The organism is Beggiatoa leptomitoformis, assembly GCF_001305575.3.
Taxonomy (GTDB): domain Bacteria; phylum Pseudomonadota; class Gammaproteobacteria; order Beggiatoales; family Beggiatoaceae; genus Beggiatoa; species Beggiatoa leptomitoformis.
Window position 1 is genome coordinate 706,627 of record NZ_CP012373.2, and the last position, 21,961, is coordinate 728,587.

At 39.0% G+C, this 21,961-nt stretch carries 13 protein-coding genes; all 13 read left to right on the forward strand.

From position 1 onward, the window contains the following. Positions 1-102 precede the first annotated feature (102 nt). Positions 103-1,176, forward strand: coding sequence for an extracellular solute-binding protein (locus AL038_RS03065; RefSeq protein WP_062148858.1), 1,074 nt, complete (start codon positions 103-105; stop codon positions 1,174-1,176). A 26-nt stretch (positions 1,177-1,202) separates the two neighbouring features. Further along, complete coding sequence (locus AL038_RS03070; RefSeq protein WP_062148862.1) at positions 1,203-1,481, forward strand: hypothetical protein; 279 nt, start codon at positions 1,203-1,205, stop codon at positions 1,479-1,481. A gap of 28 nt (positions 1,482-1,509) precedes the next feature. Beyond that, positions 1,510-3,933: a methyl-accepting chemotaxis protein gene (locus AL038_RS03075; RefSeq protein WP_062148865.1), complete on the forward strand. Its 2,424-nt coding sequence runs from the start codon at positions 1,510-1,512 to the stop codon at positions 3,931-3,933. Between the two features lie 138 nt (positions 3,934-4,071). Then, positions 4,072-6,345, forward strand: a complete 2,274-nt coding sequence (gene hypF / locus AL038_RS03080) for a carbamoyltransferase HypF (RefSeq protein WP_062148868.1) — start codon at positions 4,072-4,074, stop codon at positions 6,343-6,345. A gap of 872 nt (positions 6,346-7,217) precedes the next feature. Beyond that, positions 7,218-8,096: a phosphoribulokinase gene (locus AL038_RS03085; protein WP_062148871.1), complete on the forward strand. Its 879-nt coding sequence runs from the start codon at positions 7,218-7,220 to the stop codon at positions 8,094-8,096. Positions 8,097-8,294: 198 nt separating this feature from the next. After that, a complete protein-coding gene (locus tag AL038_RS03090; RefSeq protein WP_062148874.1) occupies positions 8,295-8,819 on the forward strand; it encodes a hypothetical protein in 525 nt (174 codons plus the stop codon). A 381-nt stretch (positions 8,820-9,200) separates the two neighbouring features. After that, complete coding sequence (gene metG / locus AL038_RS03095; protein WP_062148877.1) at positions 9,201-11,207, forward strand: methionine--tRNA ligase; 2,007 nt, start codon at positions 9,201-9,203, stop codon at positions 11,205-11,207. 142 nt (positions 11,208-11,349) lie between these two features. After that, positions 11,350-12,474, forward strand: coding sequence for a glutamate 5-kinase (gene proB / locus AL038_RS03100; protein WP_062148880.1), 1,125 nt, complete (start codon positions 11,350-11,352; stop codon positions 12,472-12,474). Between the two features lie 294 nt (positions 12,475-12,768). Continuing rightward, a complete protein-coding gene (locus AL038_RS03105) occupies positions 12,769-13,074 on the forward strand; it encodes a DUF3467 domain-containing protein (protein WP_062148883.1) in 306 nt (101 codons plus the stop codon). Positions 13,075-13,082: 8 nt separating this feature from the next. Further along, the gene (locus AL038_RS03110; protein ID WP_161575418.1) at positions 13,083-14,849 is read left to right on the forward strand and encodes an efflux RND transporter periplasmic adaptor subunit; all 1,767 of its coding nucleotides are present in this window, start codon (positions 13,083-13,085) and stop codon (positions 14,847-14,849) included. Next, positions 14,837-17,041: a site-2 protease family protein gene (locus tag AL038_RS03115; protein WP_062148891.1), complete on the forward strand. Its 2,205-nt coding sequence runs from the start codon at positions 14,837-14,839 to the stop codon at positions 17,039-17,041. Before AL038_RS03110 ends, AL038_RS03115 begins: the two co-directional genes overlap by 13 nt. Before the next feature lie 252 nt (positions 17,042-17,293). Next, a complete protein-coding gene (locus AL038_RS03120; RefSeq protein WP_062148894.1) occupies positions 17,294-18,292 on the forward strand; it encodes a glucokinase in 999 nt (332 codons plus the stop codon). After that, complete coding sequence (locus tag AL038_RS03125; protein WP_062148897.1) at positions 18,289-21,960, forward strand: glucokinase; 3,672 nt, start codon at positions 18,289-18,291, stop codon at positions 21,958-21,960. The genes AL038_RS03120 and AL038_RS03125 overlap by 4 nt, the downstream gene beginning before the upstream one ends. Position 21,961 lies beyond the last annotated feature (1 nt).

The window sequence follows — 21,961 nt, forward strand, 5'->3', positions numbered from 1 at the left end:
CGTGTAAAGAATTTTATTGGTATGAGAAATGCTCATTTTCTCTAGTCCAGTCATTTTGCTTTATAATCCTGAAAAATTTCACTGTTTCCGAGTTACACCACTATGTCAGTTATCAATAAAGTTACAACTCGTCGCCAATTTTTAAAGCAATCTCTTGTTTTAACGGGTGCAATGATGACAATGCCCAAGTTGGTTCAAGCGCGTCAAGCATTAACCATTGCCGTTTATGGCGGGGCGTTTAAGCAGATTTTTGACCAATATATTTACCCCGATTTTACGCAAGCGACAGGAATCGATGTTAATTCAATTGCTATTCCGAGCAGTGAGGCATGGATTGGACAGTTAGAAGTTGCCTTGCGGAATCATTTTATACCTGCCGATGTTTCATTGGTGTCACAAATGGGAATGGCAGAGGGGCAAGCTATTAATGTGTGGGCGAATTTGGATATTACAGCGTCATCTACAGTGCCATTGGTCGCGCCACATTTGTTTCAGGATTTAACACAAAAACAAGTTTATGGGGTTGGTGCAATGTTGCGGGCAATTTCCCTTGTAACCGACGCAAGCGTTTATCCAACCGCACCAACACATTGGGCAAGTTTATGGGATAACACGAAAAAAGATAAGTTAGGGCTTATGTGTTTGGTTAATAACTCTTTTTTATTAGAGATTACAGCATTAAGTTTTTTTGGGGGTATCGATATCCTCAACACAGAAGAAGGGTTGCTGAAAGTATTTGACAAGTTACAAACCCTCAAAGAACAAGTGACCTTGTGGTATCGAGATGCAGAACAATTTCCGATTGCGTTGCATGAGGGCGAAATTACAAAAGGTCAGTTTTATCATGATGCGGCTTTACTCGCGCAAGCAGATGGTATTGCATTAAATAGTATTTTTCCTGAAGAGGGTGTGGTTGTGGATGCGGAATATTGGGCAGTAACCGCAAATAGTGCGCGACAAGCGGAAGCTCTAATTTTTATAGATTATATGTGTCAACCTGCGATACAAGCACGTTTAGCAAAGTACTTGCATGTGATACCCGTTATCGCACAACAATCGCTAGGACTGTCTCCAGCAGAATTGGCAATCCCTACACATTTCGTTGTCCCTAATTATGCGTTTCATCGAGAAAAGCAGGATTGGTTGGCACAAAAATGGAGTGAGTTAATTGTTTAGGTTTTTATAAAAGTGGATATAAGAATATGTTACAAATAATTATTATTTTAAAGGGCTTGGTGGAGATTGCCTTATTTGCGTTACTAGGGCAGGGAATTTTATATCTGTTGGCAGGTCAAACACGCCAGCACAACCCGTTTTATACACTATTACAAATCATTACGTTACCTGCGTTAAAGTTGACTCGTTTACTGATGCCACGTGTGATTGTTGATAAACACATTGGGATTATTACCTTTTTTTTGGTGTTGTGGATTGAGCTATTACTGATTTATTTGAAAGTACAACTCGTTAGAAGTTTGTAACTTTACACTTAATTAACAAGGTATCGATATGAAAAGTATTAGTATTGGTAAAAAGTTTATCATATTGGCCATTTTTTCTATTATCGCCATTATTAGTATTGGTTTGTATGGCTTATATAACATTCGCGCTACATTTGCGTGGGTTGGGAATGTGTACAACACTGCACAAGATATTCAACATATTGCATTTGAGATGGGTGAGCCTTTAAATAAGGTTCATCAATTGTCCTTGTTGATTGTTACTGTTCCGCATCAAAAAATGCAACTTGATTTATACGAGCAACAAAAAAAACTGATAAAGCAAATAGATGACACTATTAAAGTATGGCATGACCATGTTATGACAGCCAAAGAGCAAAATAGGGTCACACAGGTTGAGCAGGCGTGGCAACAGTATAAAAAACTGTCTTCTTACACTACGGAAACCTTATTGGAAGGCTATCGAGAAGCTGCTTTTATGAATGCAAGCGGTGCAGAACGACAACAATTTGATGTATTACTCGATGTTTTTCATCAGTGGGTAACTGAGTACACGAAAACAGCACAACAAATTCAAGAAAATGCAAATGCAACTTATTATTCAACATTAACCGTTTCACTAGTTGCCTTAGTTGTATTGGTGTTATTGGTTGCTGTATTTAATTTTTACACCGCAAAATTAATTATCCGACCACTTAACAAAGCGGTTGCTATTGCCAATGCGGTTGCAAACGGTAATTTAAATAATGAAATAATCGTGTTAAACCATGATGAGAGCGGACAATTATTACAAGCATTGGAACGGATGCAAACCCAACTTCGTGGAAAAATCGCTGAAGAAAAACGCATTACAGAAGAAGCGTTGCGTATTAATCAGGCCCTAGATAGCGTTACAACCAGTGTATTGATTGCAGATAATAACTATAAAATCATCTATATGAATAATGCATTAAAAACATTATTCCAACAAGAAGCGGAGAAATTGCGCCGTGAATTACCCTTGTTTGACCCTGATAAACTTCTTTACGAACCTGTTGATATACTACATAAAAACCCACAGGCGCATCGTAATTTATTGAAAAATCTAAAAGCAACTGAAAAAGCAAAGTTAGACCTTGATAGCCTCGTCATAGAATATATGCTAACCCCCGTTATAAATGGTAATGGCGAGCGACTAGGGTTTGTAAAAGAATTTAACAATCGTACTCAGGAATTTGCGACAGAACAAGAGATTAATCAAGTTATCCACACTGCCTCACAGGGTAACTTTACACAACGCATTCGCTTGACAGATAAGGCTGGTTTTTTCAAAACGGTTAGCGAAAGCCTTAATCAAATTATGGATTTAAATCAACAAGTCATCAAAGATACCATGCGGATGTTTGCGGCATTGGCAAAAGGGGATTTAACACAAACCATTAACACACTGTATGTGGGCGAATTTGCACAATTAAAAATGGATGCAAATGCAACGGTGTGTAAATTAACGGAGGTGATGGGGTTAATTCAAAAGTCAGCAAATATGGTTGATTCTGTTGCAGAATCTCTGTTACAAGGAAATACGAGTTTAAGCCAGCGCACAGAAGAACAAGCTGCTGCATTAGAAGAAACCGCTGCAAGTATTGAAGAAATGACCAGTATTGTTCAACAAAATGCGGAAAATGCGCGGCAAGCGAATGAACTAGCCATGAATGCGCGGAAAGATGCTCAAGAAGGCGGCGATGTTGTCAACGCGACGATTGCCGCAATGGTCAATATTAATACCAGTAGTAAACGTGTGACAGATATTATAGGCGTGATTAACGACATCGCATTTCAAACGAATTTGCTGGCCCTTAATGCGGCTGTTGAAGCTGCGCGAGCAGGTGAACAAGGGCGTGGATTTGCAGTCGTTGCTGCGGAAGTTCGCAATCTCGCTCAGCGTAGCGCAGAAGCAGCCAAAGAAATCAAAACCCTCATTGAAGACAGTGTGAACAAGGTCAATGAAGGGTCTGTATTGGTTAATCAATCTGGTGCGACATTACAACGTATTTTTCTAGCCGTCAAAAAAGTTAGTGATATTATTGCGGAAATTACAGCAGCGAGTCAGGAACAAGCGGCAGGTATTCATCAAGTCAATAAAGCCATCAGCCAAATGGATGAAATGACACAACAAAATAGCAATATGGTTTCACAAGCTAAAGAAGCGAGTGAAATCATGCGTGAGCAAGCTAGCCAATTGATGAAACACACGGCATTTTTTCGGTTAAGTACAACAGAGTTGCCTTCCCCTACCCATAATACAACCGTTGAACAGGTTACAAAGCCTGTTAAAAAGATAAACACCCCAAGTGTTAAACAAGTTCATTATCAACATCTTGAGAACTTACACGCACAGCAAAATGCAAAAAAAGCTTCAAAATTAGCTTCTTCTACTTATTCTTCGCCCACCCGCGCAAAGGTAAAAAAAGAGGATGATTGGGAAGATTTTTAGACCCTGCCGTAAAGCTTGTCTAAATCAGAATTATTAGAATCGGCGTTTTAAAAATAGTGTTTTTTGCTTGTAAACTCTGTTAATTTTGAAAGCTCTGATTTAGACAACCCTTAACTGGGTTGATGTTAGGATAATGATATGCAAGCAGATTACTGGCTTATTGGGGGGCAAGTACAAGGCGTTGGTTTTCGTCCTTACATTTATCGGCTGGCAACAGAATTATGCTTGTTAGGATGGGTAAAAAATTTATCAGGACAAGTTGAAATCCATGTGCAAGGCACAGAAACCCAATTACATACTTTCGCTACTCAATTATTAAAACATCCCCCGCCCTTAGCAAAACCTTTCATTTTACAACATACTGCTTGCGCGCTGGTTGCGGTAAACTCCTTTAGCATTGCATCCAGCCTGCAAACGCAAGCCGATATTCATGTTCCGCCAGATTATTTTATTTGTGACGATTGCTTGCACGAGCTACATAATCCTTGCGATAGACATTATCACTACCCCTTTATTAACTGCACCCAATGTGGGGCGCGTTACACCTTAATTCAGCGTCTGCCGTATGACCGTGCGGATACCAGCATGGCAAATTTCCCTTTATGTGCAGATTGTCAGGCGGAATATGATAATCCCAGTAATAGGCGTTTTCATGCGCAGCCATTGGCGTGTCCTGCGTGCGGTGTGGGGCTTTGTTTTCGAGAGGCACAAACCGCGACAACACCGTTTATTTATAACGCAAGACAAACTGCAACGGCATTATCTGCTTGTGTTCAGGCACTACAAGCAGGAAAAATTGTTGCTATAAAGGGGATTGGTGGTTATCACTTACTTTGTTTAGCCCGTTCAGATACTGCCATCCAACGCTTACGCACACGTAAAGCGCGTCCCGATAAGCCATTAGCCGTTATGTTTCCTATACATGGTAAAGACGGTTTAACGTTTATACGTCAACAATTACAGGTGAGTCCTGTTGCTGCCCGTTGTTTATCTAGCCCTGTCCGTCCAATTGTTTTATTACCCCGTCGTACAGATTGCAATTTATCCGCTTTTCTTGCACCGCAATTAAATGAAATTGGGGCAATGTTGCCTTATAGCCCTTTGCATCACTTATTGTTGACAGCATTGGCTGAGCCTATCGTAGCGACTTCAGCAAACCTGAGTGGTGAACCTGTTTTAACAGATAATCAATTAGTTGAACAACGCTTGCAAACAGTAGCAGATGCGTTTTTACATCATAACCGTGAGATTATTCGCCCAGCCGATGATTCGGTTATGCGGGTAATTCACCAACAACCGCGACCATTACGAATTGGGCGCGGTCTTGCGCCATTAGAATTAACCCTGCCTTTTCGGCTGCCTTATCCTGTGTTAGCCGTTGGCGCACAATTAAAAAACACGATTGCGTTAGCATGGGAACAGCGCGTTGTGATGTCGCCGCATATTGGAGATTTGGGGACAGCGCGGAGTATAGATGTTTTTAATCAAATAATTAATGATTTACAACGCTTATATGCGGTGTCCGCAACGGCCGTGATTTGCGACGCACACCCACAATATGCAAGTAGTCGTTGGGCAAAACAAAGCGGTTTACCTGTGCATTCTGTTTATCATCATCATGCTCATGCGTCAGCCATTGCGGGCGAATTTCCACAAGCATTACCATGGCTTGTTTTTACATGGGATGGTGTCGGGTTAGGGCAAGATGGCACTTTGTGGGGCGGCGATGCACTCTATGGACAAGCAGGTGCATGGCAACGGGTGGCACGGATGCGTCCTTTTTCTTTGTTAGGGGGGGATAAGGTGGGGCGTGAACCCTATCGCAGTGCAGCGGGTTTATGTTGGGAAGTTGGATTACCGTTTTCTGTGGCTACAATTGATAGTGATTTGCTCTATCACGCTTGGCAAAAACGCTTAAATTGCGTAACAACCACGTCTGTTGGTCGCTTGTTTGATGCAGCCGCTGTGCTGATTGGTTTTTCACCTGTTGTGAGTTATGAAGGACAAGCCCCCATGTTTTTAGAATCCTTGTGTTGCTCACAAATATCTCACGATATTCCTATGTTACCGTTGTCTCGGGTTGGTGACTTATGGGAAAGCGATTGGTCTCCCTTGCTACCTTATTTGCAAACCACACAAAGTAGTCAACAAATCCGTGCTGAAGGGTTTCATCAAGCAATGGCACAAGCATTATTGCAACAAGCCCTAAAAATTCGCACAGAAAAAACTGTCGGACAAATTGGTTTAACGGGTGGTGTTTTTCAAAATCGATACTTAACCGAGTTAGTTATTGCCCAATTAAATGCCGTCGGTTTTGAGGTTTTTTTACCAACACAACTTCCTTGCAATGATGGTGGTATGAGTTTTGGACAAATAATAGAAGCTGGCAATAGATTATTAGAACGGGTGTAGAAAAAATATAAACGCTATTAGTGTTTAAAACGTATTTAGTATTTTTTACGTTATAAATGTTAATAGCGTTTTTAATTTTGCTAGAAAAATTCTATTCTTTTTTTGAATCTAAACCTAGCGCGTGAAATGAGAAAAAATTAGAAGAAAATTGCGTTTATTGCGTACCAAATGGCGAGTATTACGAGGAGAAAATAAGGGGGATAAATAGCGGGAAATGTAGATTAACAACTAAGGGGCAATTAGTTGGTTTACTAGCTTAATAACATAGTAAATAAGCATTTTTTATAAAAAATTTATATTATGTAGATTCAGTGTAGATTATAAAAACAACCATTATTTTTAATAAAAATCATGTTATTATATAAAAATAATAACACAGTCTTAAAATAAGTCCAATACAGAAATAGCCTTATTCTCCTTTCTTTTTCACACGATTTAGCAACACTAAAATCCTTCCAGTGGCGCAAAAAAACCGCTTAATTTTTCGCCTGATTTCCTCACATAAATTATTTACATTACGTAATAGCAATAATAAAACGCTATTAATGTGTTTAACATAACAAACATTAAATATATAAATAATGTTATTAACTTTATAAAAATAAGACCACGAAATAATCTTGCATGATTAAAAATTACCTAAATAACTTAATGATTATTTATTTTTATACTATAAAAATTAATAATTAAAATTTATTATTAATGAAATAAAAAAATACAACTTGTCAAGTTAGCCCACGCACAGCAATATCTTGTACAACACAACAAGGGAAACAAGCGTGTTTTACAGACAGTGATATGACACTACTGTGATGGTTTTTAACTAAAATATAATAAACAACAATTATTTGTGATGGACGAGGAGAGCGTTTATGTCAGTCAAACACCCGATTATTGCAGTCACTGGCTCATCAGGTGCAGGAACAACAACCGTCAAGAAGGCGTTTGAAAATATGTTCCGTCGTTTAAAACTCAAAACGGGGGTTGTAGAAGGTGATTGTTTTCATCGCTATAACCGCATAGAAATGAAAGAAGCGATGGCGAAAGCAGAGGCTGAAGGGCGCATCATGAGCCATTTTGGGCCTGATGCAAACTTATTCCACAAACTGGAAGAGTTGTTTGTAAAATATTCACAAACAGGAACAGGATTAAGACGTTACTACTTACATAACGAGTCAGAAGCAGCCCCCTACAATCAAGACCCCGGAACATTCACCGATTGGGAAGAACTTACCACAGATACCGATTTGTTATTTTATGAAGGGTTACATGGCGGTATTGTGACCAAAGACATTGATGTCACACAATGGGTTGATTTACTCATCGGTGTCGTCCCCAGTATTAATTTAGAATGGATTCAAAAGATTAACCGCGATATTGCCGAGCGTGGACATTCACCAGAAGCGATTGTGCATACCATTTTGCGCCGTATGCCAGATTACATTAACTACATCGTGCCACAATTTTCGCGCACACATATCAACTTTCAGCGCGTCCCACTAGTGGATACTTCCAACCCATTTATTGCACGGGATATTCCAACAGCCGATGAAAGTCTAGTCGTGATTCGCTTTAACAAATATCGTGACCAAGATTATCCTTATTTACTCAAGATGATTCATGATTCATTCATGTCTCGCCCAAATACGCTAGTGATTCCGGGCGGGAAAATCGCCTTTGCACTACAAGTTATTTTTACGCCCATTGTAGAAAGAATGATGGAAAACAGACGGAAAGCGTTGTTACTCTAGGCGTTTAAAAAAGCTGTTTTTGTTTTAGCTTTTTATAAATATTAAAAACCCCGTTACAGGGGTTTTTTGCTTTGTGCGATGAGCCATTACCTACCTTGTTTTGAAATAACGTTAGAATGGAATGACACGTTACACTACGCTAACAACGCTATGCTTGCTATAATGCATTGTTATAATTTATAAAATTAAAGGTGCGCTATGGCTAAATTTACAACCGTTTTAATTCCAGCCGATCACTATTTTATCCCTTCCCAAGAAGCGATTATGGCAGCTAAGTTACTAATGGAAAAATATTTCCCTGACCGAGGTGATGATGTTAAATCTTGTACTTGGGAAAAACCCTTTTTTATTGAAGGGCGTGATGCTTTTGAAGAGATGATTTGCCCTGCCTGTGGCGAGACGGTTAATCGCTTTGAATTAGAGTCTTTTGAATCAGCGTCTGAAGAAGAAAATGATGATGATTGGGATGAAGAATGGTGGTATGTGTTTCTCGAAAAATTGAGCGAGTCAGATAATCCCATCGCAACGCAAATACTCATGCCTTGTTGCAATCAGGCGGTAGTCGCAGAAAATATTCGTTTTCCCTACGATGCGGGTTTTGCACGGTTTAAATTATGGTTGCCTGATCCCGGTGATTCGATGAATGTCACTAATGAACAATTAGCGAATCTTGAAACAACACTAGGCTGTAAATTAATTCATATCTCAGAAGTTAATTCGTAATCAATTAATTATTTTTTAATCAATTTTTATTCAGATAATACTCAAACGCCCAAAAAAAGAGGGGCAGTTCCGCGAGGAATCGCCCCTTCAAATGCTAACGGTAAATCTAGGTAACGTGACTCCCAGATTACCTCCCCATACACCAGATTAGGTAGGTGTCATCTGGGCATGGCTACCCCGATTTTATGCACTATCTATGCCTAAAAATACCAAAAACTCTCTTTTTATTTACTTATTTCAAGAAGAGAAAATAACTTAACTTTATTTTAAAATCAATTAATTACCTACTATAATAAAATAAACGTTCATCAGTAATACCCCAAACTCAGTAAAATTCATTTAAACTTAACAACCATTCAATTCCGTTAAAAAATTATAATCATGACGCAACGTAAGATTTTAGTAACCAGTGCTTTACCTTATGCTAATGGTTCAATTCATTTAGGACATTTAGTTGAATATATTCAAACTGATATTTGGGTACGTTTTCAAAAATTATTGGGAAATACCTGTTATTACGTCTGTGCAGACGACACGCACGGCACAGCAATCATGTTGCGGGCAGAAAAAGAAGGCATCAGCCCAGAAACCTTAATTGACCGTGTTCGCCAAGAACATATTCAAGACTTTACCGATTTTTCCATTGAATTTGATAATTATCATTCAACACATTCACCTGAAAATAAAGAATTTTCTAATCTTATTTATAAGCGGCTACGCGATGCGGGACATATTACGTCTAGCTCCGTTAAACAAGCCTTTGACCCTGTTAAAAATCTTTTTTTGCCCGACCGTTTTATTAAAGGTGAATGTCCTCGCTGTGGTGCAAAAGACCAGTATGGCGACAATTGCGAAGTGTGTGGTGCAACCTATAATCCTACGGATTTAAAAAACCCTGTTTCAGTATTATCTGGGGTTACGCCTATTGAGAAAGAATCCGAACATTTCTTTATGAATTTGGCGAATTTTGAAGCCTTTTTACAAGCATGGACCAGCAGTGGCACGTTACAAGCGGAAACCATGAATAAATTAACCGAATGGTTTACCGCAGGTTTACGCCCTTGGGATATTTCCCGCGATGCACCCTACTTTGGCTTTGAAATCCCTGACCAACCCAATAAATATTTTTACGTTTGGTTAGACGCGCCCGTCGGCTACATGGCGAGTTTTAAAAATCTGTGTGATAAACGCGGATTAAACTTTGAGGAATTCTGGTCAACCGAAAGTAAAGCCGAACTATATCATTTTATTGGTAAAGACATCCTCTACTTTCATGCCCTATTCTGGCCCGCTATGTTGCATGGTGCGGGTTTTAGAACGCCAAGCAGTGTATTTGCACACGGCTTTTTAACCGTTGACGGACAAAAAATGTCCAAATCACGCGGGACTTTTATCACCGCGCGCACCTATTTAGACCAATTAAACCCTGAATACTTACGTTATTATTTCGCGGCAAAATTAGGCAATCGAGTTGATGATATTGACTTAAACCTAGAAGATTTTTCCCAACGGGTAAATGCCGATTTAGTGGGTAAAGTGGTGAATATTGCCAGCCGTTGCGCGGGTTTTATCAGTAAACGATTTTCAGGACAATTATCGACTACATTAGCCGACACTGCTTTATATCAAACATTTATTGATGCAGGACAAGGAATTGCAACCCAATATGAAAGTCGTGAATACCATCGCGCTGTTCGTGACATCATGGCATTGGCGGATAAAGCGAATCAGTATATTGATGAGCAAAAACCATGGGTAATTGCAAAACAAGCAGGTAATGACGAACAATTACAACAAGTTTGTACGCAAGGATTAAACTTATTCCGTGTATTAATGGGATATTTAGCCCCGATTTTGCCCGTTATGGCGAAAAAAGTGGCGGATTTTTTCAATGCGCCCACCATTTGGCAACCAGTCGCATTATTAACGCATACGATTAATCCGTATGAAGCCTTAATGCAACGGATTGAACCCAAACAAATTGAAGCCATTGTAACCGCCTCTAAAGAAGATTTACAAATGACCGCCCCTGCTAATAAAACCTTAAGCGACCCTTTGCAACCAATTATCAATTACGATGATTTTGCAAAAATTGATTTACGCATTGCAAAAATTGTTAATGCAGAACAGGTGGATGGTGCAGAAAAGTTATTAAAACTCACGCTGGATATTGGTGAAGATATGCCACGCACCGTTTTTGCAGGCATTAAATCCGCTTATGCCCCTGAAGCCTTAATCGGACGTTTTACCGTAATGGTTGCCAATCTTGCCCCGCGTAAAATGCGCTTTGGATTGTCCGAAGGAATGGTATTAGCTGCTGGTGATGGGTCAGGCTTATGGATATTAAGCCCCGATACAGGAGCGCAAGCAGGAATGCGCGTAAAGTAAAAATATAAAAATTGTCTGAATCAGAACTTGCCAACAACCAGAAAATTCTGTGTGTCTAAAAAACCTGATGCAAACAGTCTTGTTAATAAGTCCAAATCCCTCTTGATTTGGACTTTCTTCGTTTTTAACTACCTGAAAAAATATGAGTAAACAGACAGAAATTAGTAAATCCCAACGTTGGGTTATTAAAATCGGTAGCGCGTTGCTAACCAATGAAGGACGTGGTTTAGATAAAATCGCCATTGAAAACTGGGTAAAACAAATAGTAACGCTCTGTCAACAAGGTAAAGAAGTTGTGTTAGTTTCCTCTGGTGCAGTGGCTGAGGGAATGAATCGTTTAGGTTGGACAGAACGCCCCGCGACGTTACACGAGTTACAAGCCGCCGCCGCCGTTGGACAAATGGGCATGGTGCAAACCTACGAAACTTGCTTTAAAAACTACGGCATTCATACCGCACAAGTTTTATTAACACATGACGATGCAGCAAATCGTAAACGTTATTTAAATGCACGTAGTGCGCTAAAAACACTCATCAATTTAAAAGTTATTCCCGTTATTAATGAAAATGATACGGTTGCAACCGATGAAATTCGCTTCGGCGACAATGACACCTTAGCGGGTTTAGTCTCCAATCTGGTTGAAGCAGATGTTTTAGTGATTATGACTGACCAGCAAGGACTTTATGAACGTGACCCACGTTTAGATTCAACCGCTAAATTAATTTCTCAAGGCTACGCAGGGGACCCTGTCTTAGAAGCAATGGCAGGCAGTACGGGCGGACGTTTAGGACGTGGTGGCATGGCAACTAAACTACGTGCAGCGCGAGTATCTGCACGTTCTGGCACAGCAACATGGATTGTATCAGGACGAATTCCTGATGTTTTACTCAAAATCGCCAATGGCGGTAATCTTGGCACCTTATTATTGCCCGCCCAACCCCCCGTTGAAGCGCGTAAACAATGGCTAGGTGCAAATCAAAAAATGCGTGGTGAGTTATATTTAGACGATGGCGCGGTGAATGTTTTACGCAGTTCGGGAAAAAGTTTATTAGCGGTTGGCGTGAAACAAATCAAAGGAGATTTTACACGTGGTGATATGGTTGCTTGTTTAACACTAGACGGGCAAGAAATCGCACGCGGTATTGTTAATTACAGTGCAGAAGAAACCACAAGAATCAAGGGACAAGCCAGCAATCGCATTGCAGAGATATTAGGGTATGTAGATGAACCTGAATTAATTCATAGAGATAACTTAATATTACTGTAATTAAACTAACTAAACCACAAAGATACCACTGCTGCAAGCGGTGGTGTCCAGCTACGAGCATCATTAACCATCTGAATCAACATTTTCAAGATTAACCAAATTTTATAATTATTAACTGCTTTATAATCTAATAGTTGCTTTTCTATAATGGAAAACCGATATAGATTGCCACTAAAATAACGGGTACATTCCAATACGCTCAGGCAACAACCCGTAAGTGTAGTGCGGATAACACCACGCAAAGCAATAGTATCCCTTGCTTATCTTTCTTTTCACCCGACCCAGCGAAACCCCATGAGTAACAAACCCACCGATAAAAAGCCCCAACAAGTCCGTGTCCGCTATGAACAAACGACAGCAATTTATGCGTCACAGTTTGTATTAAGCGTGACCGGTGAAGAAGTTATCGTCAATTTCTCCTCTGGCAGTTTACCAGACCCCGCAACAGGCGAGGCACATTTGCCCGTTCACACCCGTATTGCCTTATCACCTGATGGCGCAAAACGCTTAGTAAATCTATTAAACCAAGCACTCGCCAGTAGTGGAACGACAGAAACCGTGTCCAGTGGTGCTGCCCGTTTACCGACATTAAATAGTTAAGCGCAATTATGCAATTACCCCCAATAGACCTGCTAACCCTGCATACGCAACTACAACAATTACGCGATAAACAAACAGAGCGTGAAGCGTGGTTGTTGGAATTATTGCAACTTTTATTAGGCTTAACCAATGCGGCCGGTGCAGCGTATGCGTTGCCTGATAAAACCACAGGTAAATTAGCCCTTGCACCCCGTATTTTGTCACGTCAAGCCCTAGACTGGCGGTCTGATTTAGAAAATTTACTATTACAAGAAATGCAACTAGCCTGCGAACAAAATCGTGTTCGCTTAACCCAACTTGACCAGCACCGCCAAATTTGGTTGATTGCCGCCCCCGTGCCACAAACACAACATCCAGAAGCTATCACACTCGTTTTACTGCTAGGCGGTTATCAAACCTTAGAAACATTTGTAACAATTTTACAACTGGTTGCCAGTTATGCAGGCATTGACCACACCCAAAACCGCACACAACAACAAGTATTACACTTATTATTAGAATTACTGCACTTAGGTGATATGCAACAAGCCGAACGTCACCTATTAAATCGCCTACAAACTGCGTGCGGGTGTCAACGAGTCATTTTAGGGTATCGTCAAGGACACCATTGTCGCATTCAAGCCATGTCTGAATTACCAGATGCACCACGACATGTGGATTTAAGCCATGCGATAGAATCGCTGATGGACGACACCCTACAAACAAAACAAGCCTTTATCGGCACTACTAACGATGCTCATCGAGTATCTCCCCACCTACAAAAAATCTTAGGACTAACCGCCACCCAACAAATTTGGAGCCTACCCTTACCACACCATCAACAACTACCAGCGCATTACGCCCTTGTTTTACTGTGGACAACCCCCCCTGCGCATCACGTCCCCCCCCTGCTCACTCAACTAAGTAACGTATTAGGCATCGCATTAACAACCTTACGTCGTACCAAACAAGGACGATGGCAACAAATCCTAAATACCCTCAAGCGGCGACTCATCTGGGGCAGCCTACTTGTTAGTATCCTACTAATTCCTTTATTCATCCCCGTTACACATACCATTGCGGGCAAAGTGACGATTCAACCTGACACACGCCGTTTTATTACAGCACCATTTGCAGGTATTTTAAAAACAACCCAACGCGAAGCAGGCGATGTTGTTAAAACAGGCGATATTTTAGCCCAGCTAGACGAGCGCGAAATTCAACTGGAATTAACAGGTTTAACCGCTGAACGTAATCGCCTTGCTAAACAAAAAGATGCCAGTGCCGCAGCAAAAGATACCGTTGCAACCCAACTGGCACAATTAGAAAAAGAACGCGCAGAATCACAAATTGCACTTTTAGAATACAGAATTGCCAATTTAGAAATTAAAACCCCTATTGACGGCTTAGTTATCAGCGGCGATTTACAACGGGTACAAGGCAGCCCTGTGGAAAAAGGACAAAGCTTATTTGAAGTTGCTCCCCTCGCAACCATGCGCGTAGAACTCGCCATCCCTGCTGACGACATCGCCTATGTTCGCGTAGATATGCCCCTAGAGATGGAATTAGATGCCTATCCGCAACAACGTTGGCAACTCACCGCAAGCCGCATTCAACCCCGTGCAACAGTACGCGATAGCGAAGCTGTTTTTATTATAGAAAGCATTTTAAACAATACCGACAATAAATTACGTCCCGGTATGAAAGGCGAAGGGAAAATTGCGGCTGATCAACAACTACTCGGCTGGGTACTTTTTCACAAAGTATGGGAAACGATATTACGATGGCTCTACTAACACTCACAGAAATACCCCAACCCGTCGCGCCCGCTACGCAACAACCCGCTTTGCAGATTAAATTACGTGACGATTTAATTTTTACCTTTCAAAGCTATGGCGAACGTCCCTGTTACCTGATTGAAGACCCCTTATATGGCAATTACTTTCAAATCGGACTTGCTGAATACACCTTTATACAACAACTAGATGGACACAACAGCGTTGCCGATGCCGCAAAAGTCGCACCCGAACTTGATGCAACCCAAATTCAACAAATCAGTTATTGGCTAATCCAATCACAATTGGTTTACATCTGGAACGTAGAACAACGCAACTGGTTTTTACCCCATGCCCCACGTGACCCCATGCAAAAATGGGCAGGACGACTAAATGCACTATTTATCAAAATCCCTTTGGGCAGTCCTGATTATTGGCTAGAACAACTCTTACCTTACACACGCTGGCTGCTTGGATGGGCGTTTTTTGTCCTTTGGCTACTCATCTGTGGCAGTGGTTTTTACCTAGTCATGGCAAATATCGACCACTTTATCCATAGCGCAAGCAGTTTACTATTACCACACAATGCCTTATGGCTTTTACTAGCATGGATAATTGTTAAAGTACTACACGAAACCGCCCACGGACTGGTTTGTAAAAAATACGGTGGACATATTCACCAAGCAGGCATCATGCTGATTTTATTCGCACCAATCGGTGCATACATGAACGCTAACGCCAGTTGGCGATTAACCTCACGCTGGCAACGGATACACGTTTCCTTAGCAGGCATGTATGCAGAACTATTTGTTGCAGGCATTGCTGCATGGATATGGGCCTATAGCGATACAGGGGCATTAAACTATCTAAGCTATAACATAGTGATTATTACCAGTATTTCCACCCTATTATTTAATGCCAATCCACTAATGCGTTTTGACGGCTACTATATTCTGAGCGACTTACTGAATATTCCCAATTTATACATCTCTGGGCAACGCTATATTCGCTACTTAAATCAACGCTATATACAAGGACGTAAAATCACCCGTCCCACATGGACAGGAAAACGTACAACCATTATTAAAGGATATGCCTTTGCCTCTTTAATCTGGCGATGGCTAGTTGTAATAGGCCTACTGATTGCAGCAAACCACCTATTTTACGGCGCGGGCGTTATTTTAGCGACAATGGCGGGTATTAGCATGTTAGCCTTACCATTAGCTAGATTTTTCATTGGATTATATAAAGACACTAATCGTGGTGCAATATTGCGCCATCTTAGTCTTTTACTTCTTATTTTTAGTCTTTTCAGCGGTCTATTACTCACACAAGTTTACTGGTCTCGCACAATAACCGTGCCAGCCGTGTTTGATTATGCTGATGCACAAACTATCCGTACTGAAACCGCAGGATTTATCAAAAAAATCTATATAAAATCAGGTGATAATGTCATGACGGGCGACATTTTACTAACACTGGATAACCCTGATTTATATCAAGAACAAAGAGATTTACAACTACAAATTCAAACCCGCGAACTACGTCGCCAACATGCCACAACACAAGGACAACTAAGCGATGCACAAGGCGAAAATGAAAAACTCCAAGACTTACAACACCAACTCCAAGAAAAAAATCTCCAAATTACCGCCCTCAACATCAAAGCAACACAAACAGGAACGATTATCGCAACAGAATTAGACAATCTACTAGGCGTTTATTTACAACGGGGTACAGAAATATTAACCCTTGCCAATCCCCAACAACTAGAAGTTAAAGCCTCCATCCCACAAATGGACATAGACGCATTTCGGGCAAATGAAGGTCAATCGGTTCATCTTTATCGGCATAGCCAACCATCCCACGCGATGAATGCAACCTTAACCCGCGTCAACCCCAGCGCGACACAAACCATTCTGCATCCCGCCCTAACCGTATTAGCAGGTGGCGAACTCCCTGTAAAACCCAAAGCACAGCAAACCGAACATAAACAACAAAATAGTACAGATAATAGCGAAAACTACGAATACCTAACCCCCCGTTTTACGGCAACGCTAACCCTTCCCCCTGACGAACAACACACAATTTACGCAGGAGAAACCGCTTTTGTAACGTTAAAAAGCCCTGCACAAACCTTAGGGGAAATATTATGGATAGGAATAGAACGGTATATTAAACGGTTACAAAGTCGGGCAAGCAATCAGGGTTAATTAACTTGTGTTTAGTTAGTGATAAATTAATATTTTTCAATTTAACAAGCAGATTAAGACAAACTCTCGAGAAGGCGAATCATTCCGCTCATCGTACCTTAATGAGTACAGCTTTATTCAGCAATTTAGCTTTTTACAGATTACCGCTGAATTCAGTTTAATTTATTGTTTTTACCATATTCTGGTTATAATCCACAGATAGATATGCGATAATTTAAGTATCGTTACTTTACTTAGTTAGAGATAACTTTAATGTATATTTTAGCAGGTGACATTGGTGGCACAAAAAGCCACTTAGGCATTTTCCAACGGCAAACTTCTAAACTTCAGCTAATTCATGAGAAAAAATTAGCAAGTCAAAACTTTTCTTCCTTAATCTCTCTCTTAACTGCTTTTTTTGACAACAGCCAAATTCCCCTAACTGATATTAAAGCAGCTTGTCTAGGTGTTGCAGGTCCTGTATATCAGGGGCAATGTCATATCACTAATTTATCTTGGACAATTCAACAAAACGAGTTGCAAAATTTTTTTAATTGTAAAGAAGTTTACTTAATTAATGATTTAGAGGCTGTAGCGTATGGAGTTTTGTATACCAATGTGGAATATATTGATATTAATCCCTATGCATCTACTACTGAGAAAGGAAATATCGCAATCATTACGTTAGGAACGGGATTTGGTCTTGCTATTTTAGCTTGGGAAAAGCAAGGTGAATGTTTCTTTGTGCTGCCTACAGAAAGTGGACATACTAATTTTGCACCTCGAAATCAACAACACTTAGCCTTTTTGGATTTTTTATTAAAACAACAGCAGAAAACTGTTTATGATAATATTTTATCGGGTTCTGGCTTAAAAATGATATATAGTTTTTTCTGCAAACAGAATCCAAAATATGTTTGTACTTCTGATTTCTTACAAAAAGAAGATTTTACAAAAGTTTTAATAGAAAAAGGATTAAAAAAACAAGAAACACTTTGCGAAGCCACTATCAATTTTTTTGCAGCTCTTTGTGCATCTAAAATAGCTGATATTGCTTTAGAGCATTTAACGTTAAATGGTATTTATCTCGGTGGTGGTATTGCGCCTGCAATTTTACCTAAATTACAAGAAACATTTTTTTTGGAATCATTTTTAGATAAACCTGAAAAATTTGCAGCGTTGCTAAAACAGATTCCTATCAAAGTGCTAACTAATCCAGAAATAGGAATGTTAGGAGCAGCACATTATATTCATACAGGAGAATATTCATGATATTAATTGGTTATATTGATGTCAGTGTTTCAACGATTGCACTTTTTTCTGAAACCAAATTAACTGGACTATTAGTTAAACATGATTTCTCTACACCGAGCCATGACCGTTTAGAAGATATTATCTTAGAGTTTAAACAACTATCTGAAGTTAAAAAGTATCTTTTAAGTGAAAAGATTAACATAGCTGCTTTTGGTGTTGCAGGTCCAGTCGAAAAGGATGAAGTTACAGGTCAACATGTTAAATTAACCAATGTATCTGCATTTGAACGAATTTATTCCAATCGTTTAGCTGCCTACTTGAATATTCCTCAAGTTAAAATATTTAACGATATGGAGGCTCTTGCCTATGGTTTACCTTTGTTATCAGATAATGCCTTTACTTTTTTAAGTCCTTCCACTCTATCATCTCAACAACAAGCTAGTAGGGTTTTAATTGCGGCAACAGGAAATGGTTTAGGTGAAGCAATATTAAACTGGAATACCGAACAAAAATGCTATTCCGTTATCCCGTTAGAAGGAGGACATATTGATTTTGCTCCTAGAACACCTAATGAAACACAATTACTTGCTTTTTTCCAAAAATTTTATTCACCTGTAAGTTACGAAAATATATTAACGCATAATGGACTTGAAAAAATTTACCAGTTTATAACATCTGGTTGTGATTTGCTTAAGGCAAAAGAAATTATTGAAAATGCATTATTATCCACAAATGAAAACTGTGTTGTTGCGTTAAAGATGTTTTTATCAATTTACGGCGCGAAAACAGGAAATCTTGCCTTGCAACAAACAGGATTCGATAAAATAGAAATAGCTTATATTGCTGGTGAAATGACAAGAGAACTTTTGCCACTTATTGTTGACAATATATTTACGGATTCATTCAAGAAACACAATCAAGAGAAATTCCAGACAATTTTATCTCAAATTTCTATCAAAGTCCTAACACAAAGCAACGTAGATATTGGATTAGAAGGATTAGCCGAACATGTAAAGCAATTTATCAATTGCTCATCTGAAACAGATATTTCTAAAGCTATTTTGTTGAACAACGAATCAAATGTTACTAGCCCCCGTATTTTTATTGGCAAACTTCGTGAAAAAGCACTTATTGTTAATATGTTATATCCGCCAATAACTCAGAAAAGCTGGATTTTACATTTTCAAGGTCAAGGGGGACTCGGTAAAACGCTTTTATTGGAATATGCTTATGAAAGTAGTACTAAAAATGAACATTTTCTGTGTGTAAAGGAGCCCGTTGATTTTTATTTTTCACGGCATGAACAAGAACTAGGGATATTAAAAAGTCTTGCTGATAATTTAAATCAAAATAATATATTCAAAAACTTTTATTTAAAATTAAATGCCACGCTTCAAACTCCCGATAGGCTACAGCAGGTGAGAGAGGCTTTTATACGCAATTACGCAAATTTACCACAAGACCATATCATTCTTCTATTTGATACCACAGAAAAAATTACTGACTCAGCCAAAAAATTCTTTACAGAAACTTTATTAAGATTAAAGAGAGTTAAACCTCATACTTCTGTTATTGCAGCAGGGAGAAAACCCTTAGATTTTTTGCCAGATGAATTTGTAACCCAACAATCTATAAGTAGTTTATCTAAGCAAGAGGTAATCGAGTATTTTGAAGATGATCGAATAGGTATTCAATTATCTCCAGAAATATTAGATAAGTTATATTCTCTGTCTGAAGGTAAGCCAATTCTAATCGGTTTGTTTGTAGACTGGCATAAGAACGGAAGTGAAATTGAGGAGTTAATTAAATACGACACTCCCGAAAGTTTTAAACAGGCAATGGTTGAAAATATAAAATCTCTTAATTCCCCGCAAGATGCCATTTTGTTGATGATAGCGCATTGTCATCGTCGTTGTAATGAATCTATCCTAACGTACTTATCTCCCGCATATAAAAGCCATATTGATACAACGTTAAAACAGTTGAGAAAATTTTCTTTTGTGAAGTATCGTCATACTCCTAATGGAGTGGAAAGTATATTATTGCATGATGAGGTATATGATCTTATAGAGAAATATATATGGGTAAGCATTGATCCTGTAGGCAACCTACAAAAAAACCATAGCACTCGTCTAGCTAATTATTATTTACAATGTATTGAAACAGAATCTGATGAACAAGAGAAACTAACTTTACAAAAGGATTATTTATACTATCAATTATATGCTGAGCGTGGTAAGGGTTTTCAATTATGGCAACATTGGATGCAAGAAGCTAAAAACCCCGAAACAAAAGAAGCATTACAACAAGAAGTGAAATTCTTATCTCATCTTCCAGCAATAAAAATAATATACCAACATTATCAAACTGAAATTTATTATGCCCGTGGACAATATAAACAATGTATAGAACTTGCGAATAACTTACGGAGAGAATCTACTGAGGAACAGCATCAAACTATTTATCCTCTTTTGCTTACTTCCTATGTGAATAGTGGAGAACCTCAACAGGCAATCAATTTAGGGCTTGATTTATTATCAAAAATCTCCTCCAACACATTGATTGGTGAATTACATTCAGTGATTGGATATGCTTATAGAAAAAAAGCAAATTATCAAGAAACAATTAAACATTATCAATTAGCACTGAGATTTTATACTAAAGATGATCTTGAGCAGATTGCCCGCACTGAAAATAACTTGGGTTATTTATTACATCAATTAGGGCGAGATAGAGAAGCATTCGCATATTGCTCTAATGCATTACGTACCCGCCAAAAATTGAATATCCCTTATGAGCTGGGTCTCAGTTATAACGTATTAGGCATTATAGAGTCTGGTAGCTATCGCCAAGCTCGTGCTGTTGCTTATTTTGAGCAAGCATTAAATTGTTTTGAACAAGCGGGTTCTGAACGTGGTAAGGGATTGGTTTATATTGCTTATGGACAAATGTTATCAGAACAAGTGGATACTGTACGACAATCAGCAGAAGCAGAGCTTTTGAAAGCAGAAAATATGTTAAATAATGCGGTTGATATTATGGAAAGAACAGATCGTTCTACCCTTATTGAGGCGTTATATGAGAAAGGACGTTTACTTCGTAAACAGTCAAGTTTTAAATTTAAGCCTGAAGGTTTTTATCAAGCGTTAGAAACATTAGAGTATGCAGAAAAGTTAGCAATAGAAAATAGTAATATTATATTTTCACTAAAGATTAAAAAAGACATAGCAATTACTCTATATTTATTAGCTAAATTTGAAAAAGAAAATATTGAAAAGCAAGAAACATTTAAGAAAGCGAAAGATGTTTGTTTACAATCCATTCAACTAATACAAGATGAACACTTACCTAGTATTTACATCCTTAGTCGTATTCAACGCACACTTGCAAGTATATTGTACGAAGAACAAGCCTATGAAGAAGCTTTTATGAATGCAGCTAACTCTGTAATTACTTTGTGCCAAAAATGCGAAAATGCTATTGATCAAGTGGACATAACACCAGCTAAACGAGAACTTTTGTATAGTTATTGGCAAGAATGGTTAATTAATGACATGTTTAATCCATATCCATTAGTGGATAAAGTAAAATATATTCAATATTTATTGCAATGCTGGCAAACCGAAATTTCTGAAACTGAAAGGATAAGTTTTGTTATTGCCATAACAGGTATTGAAAAGGTTTGAG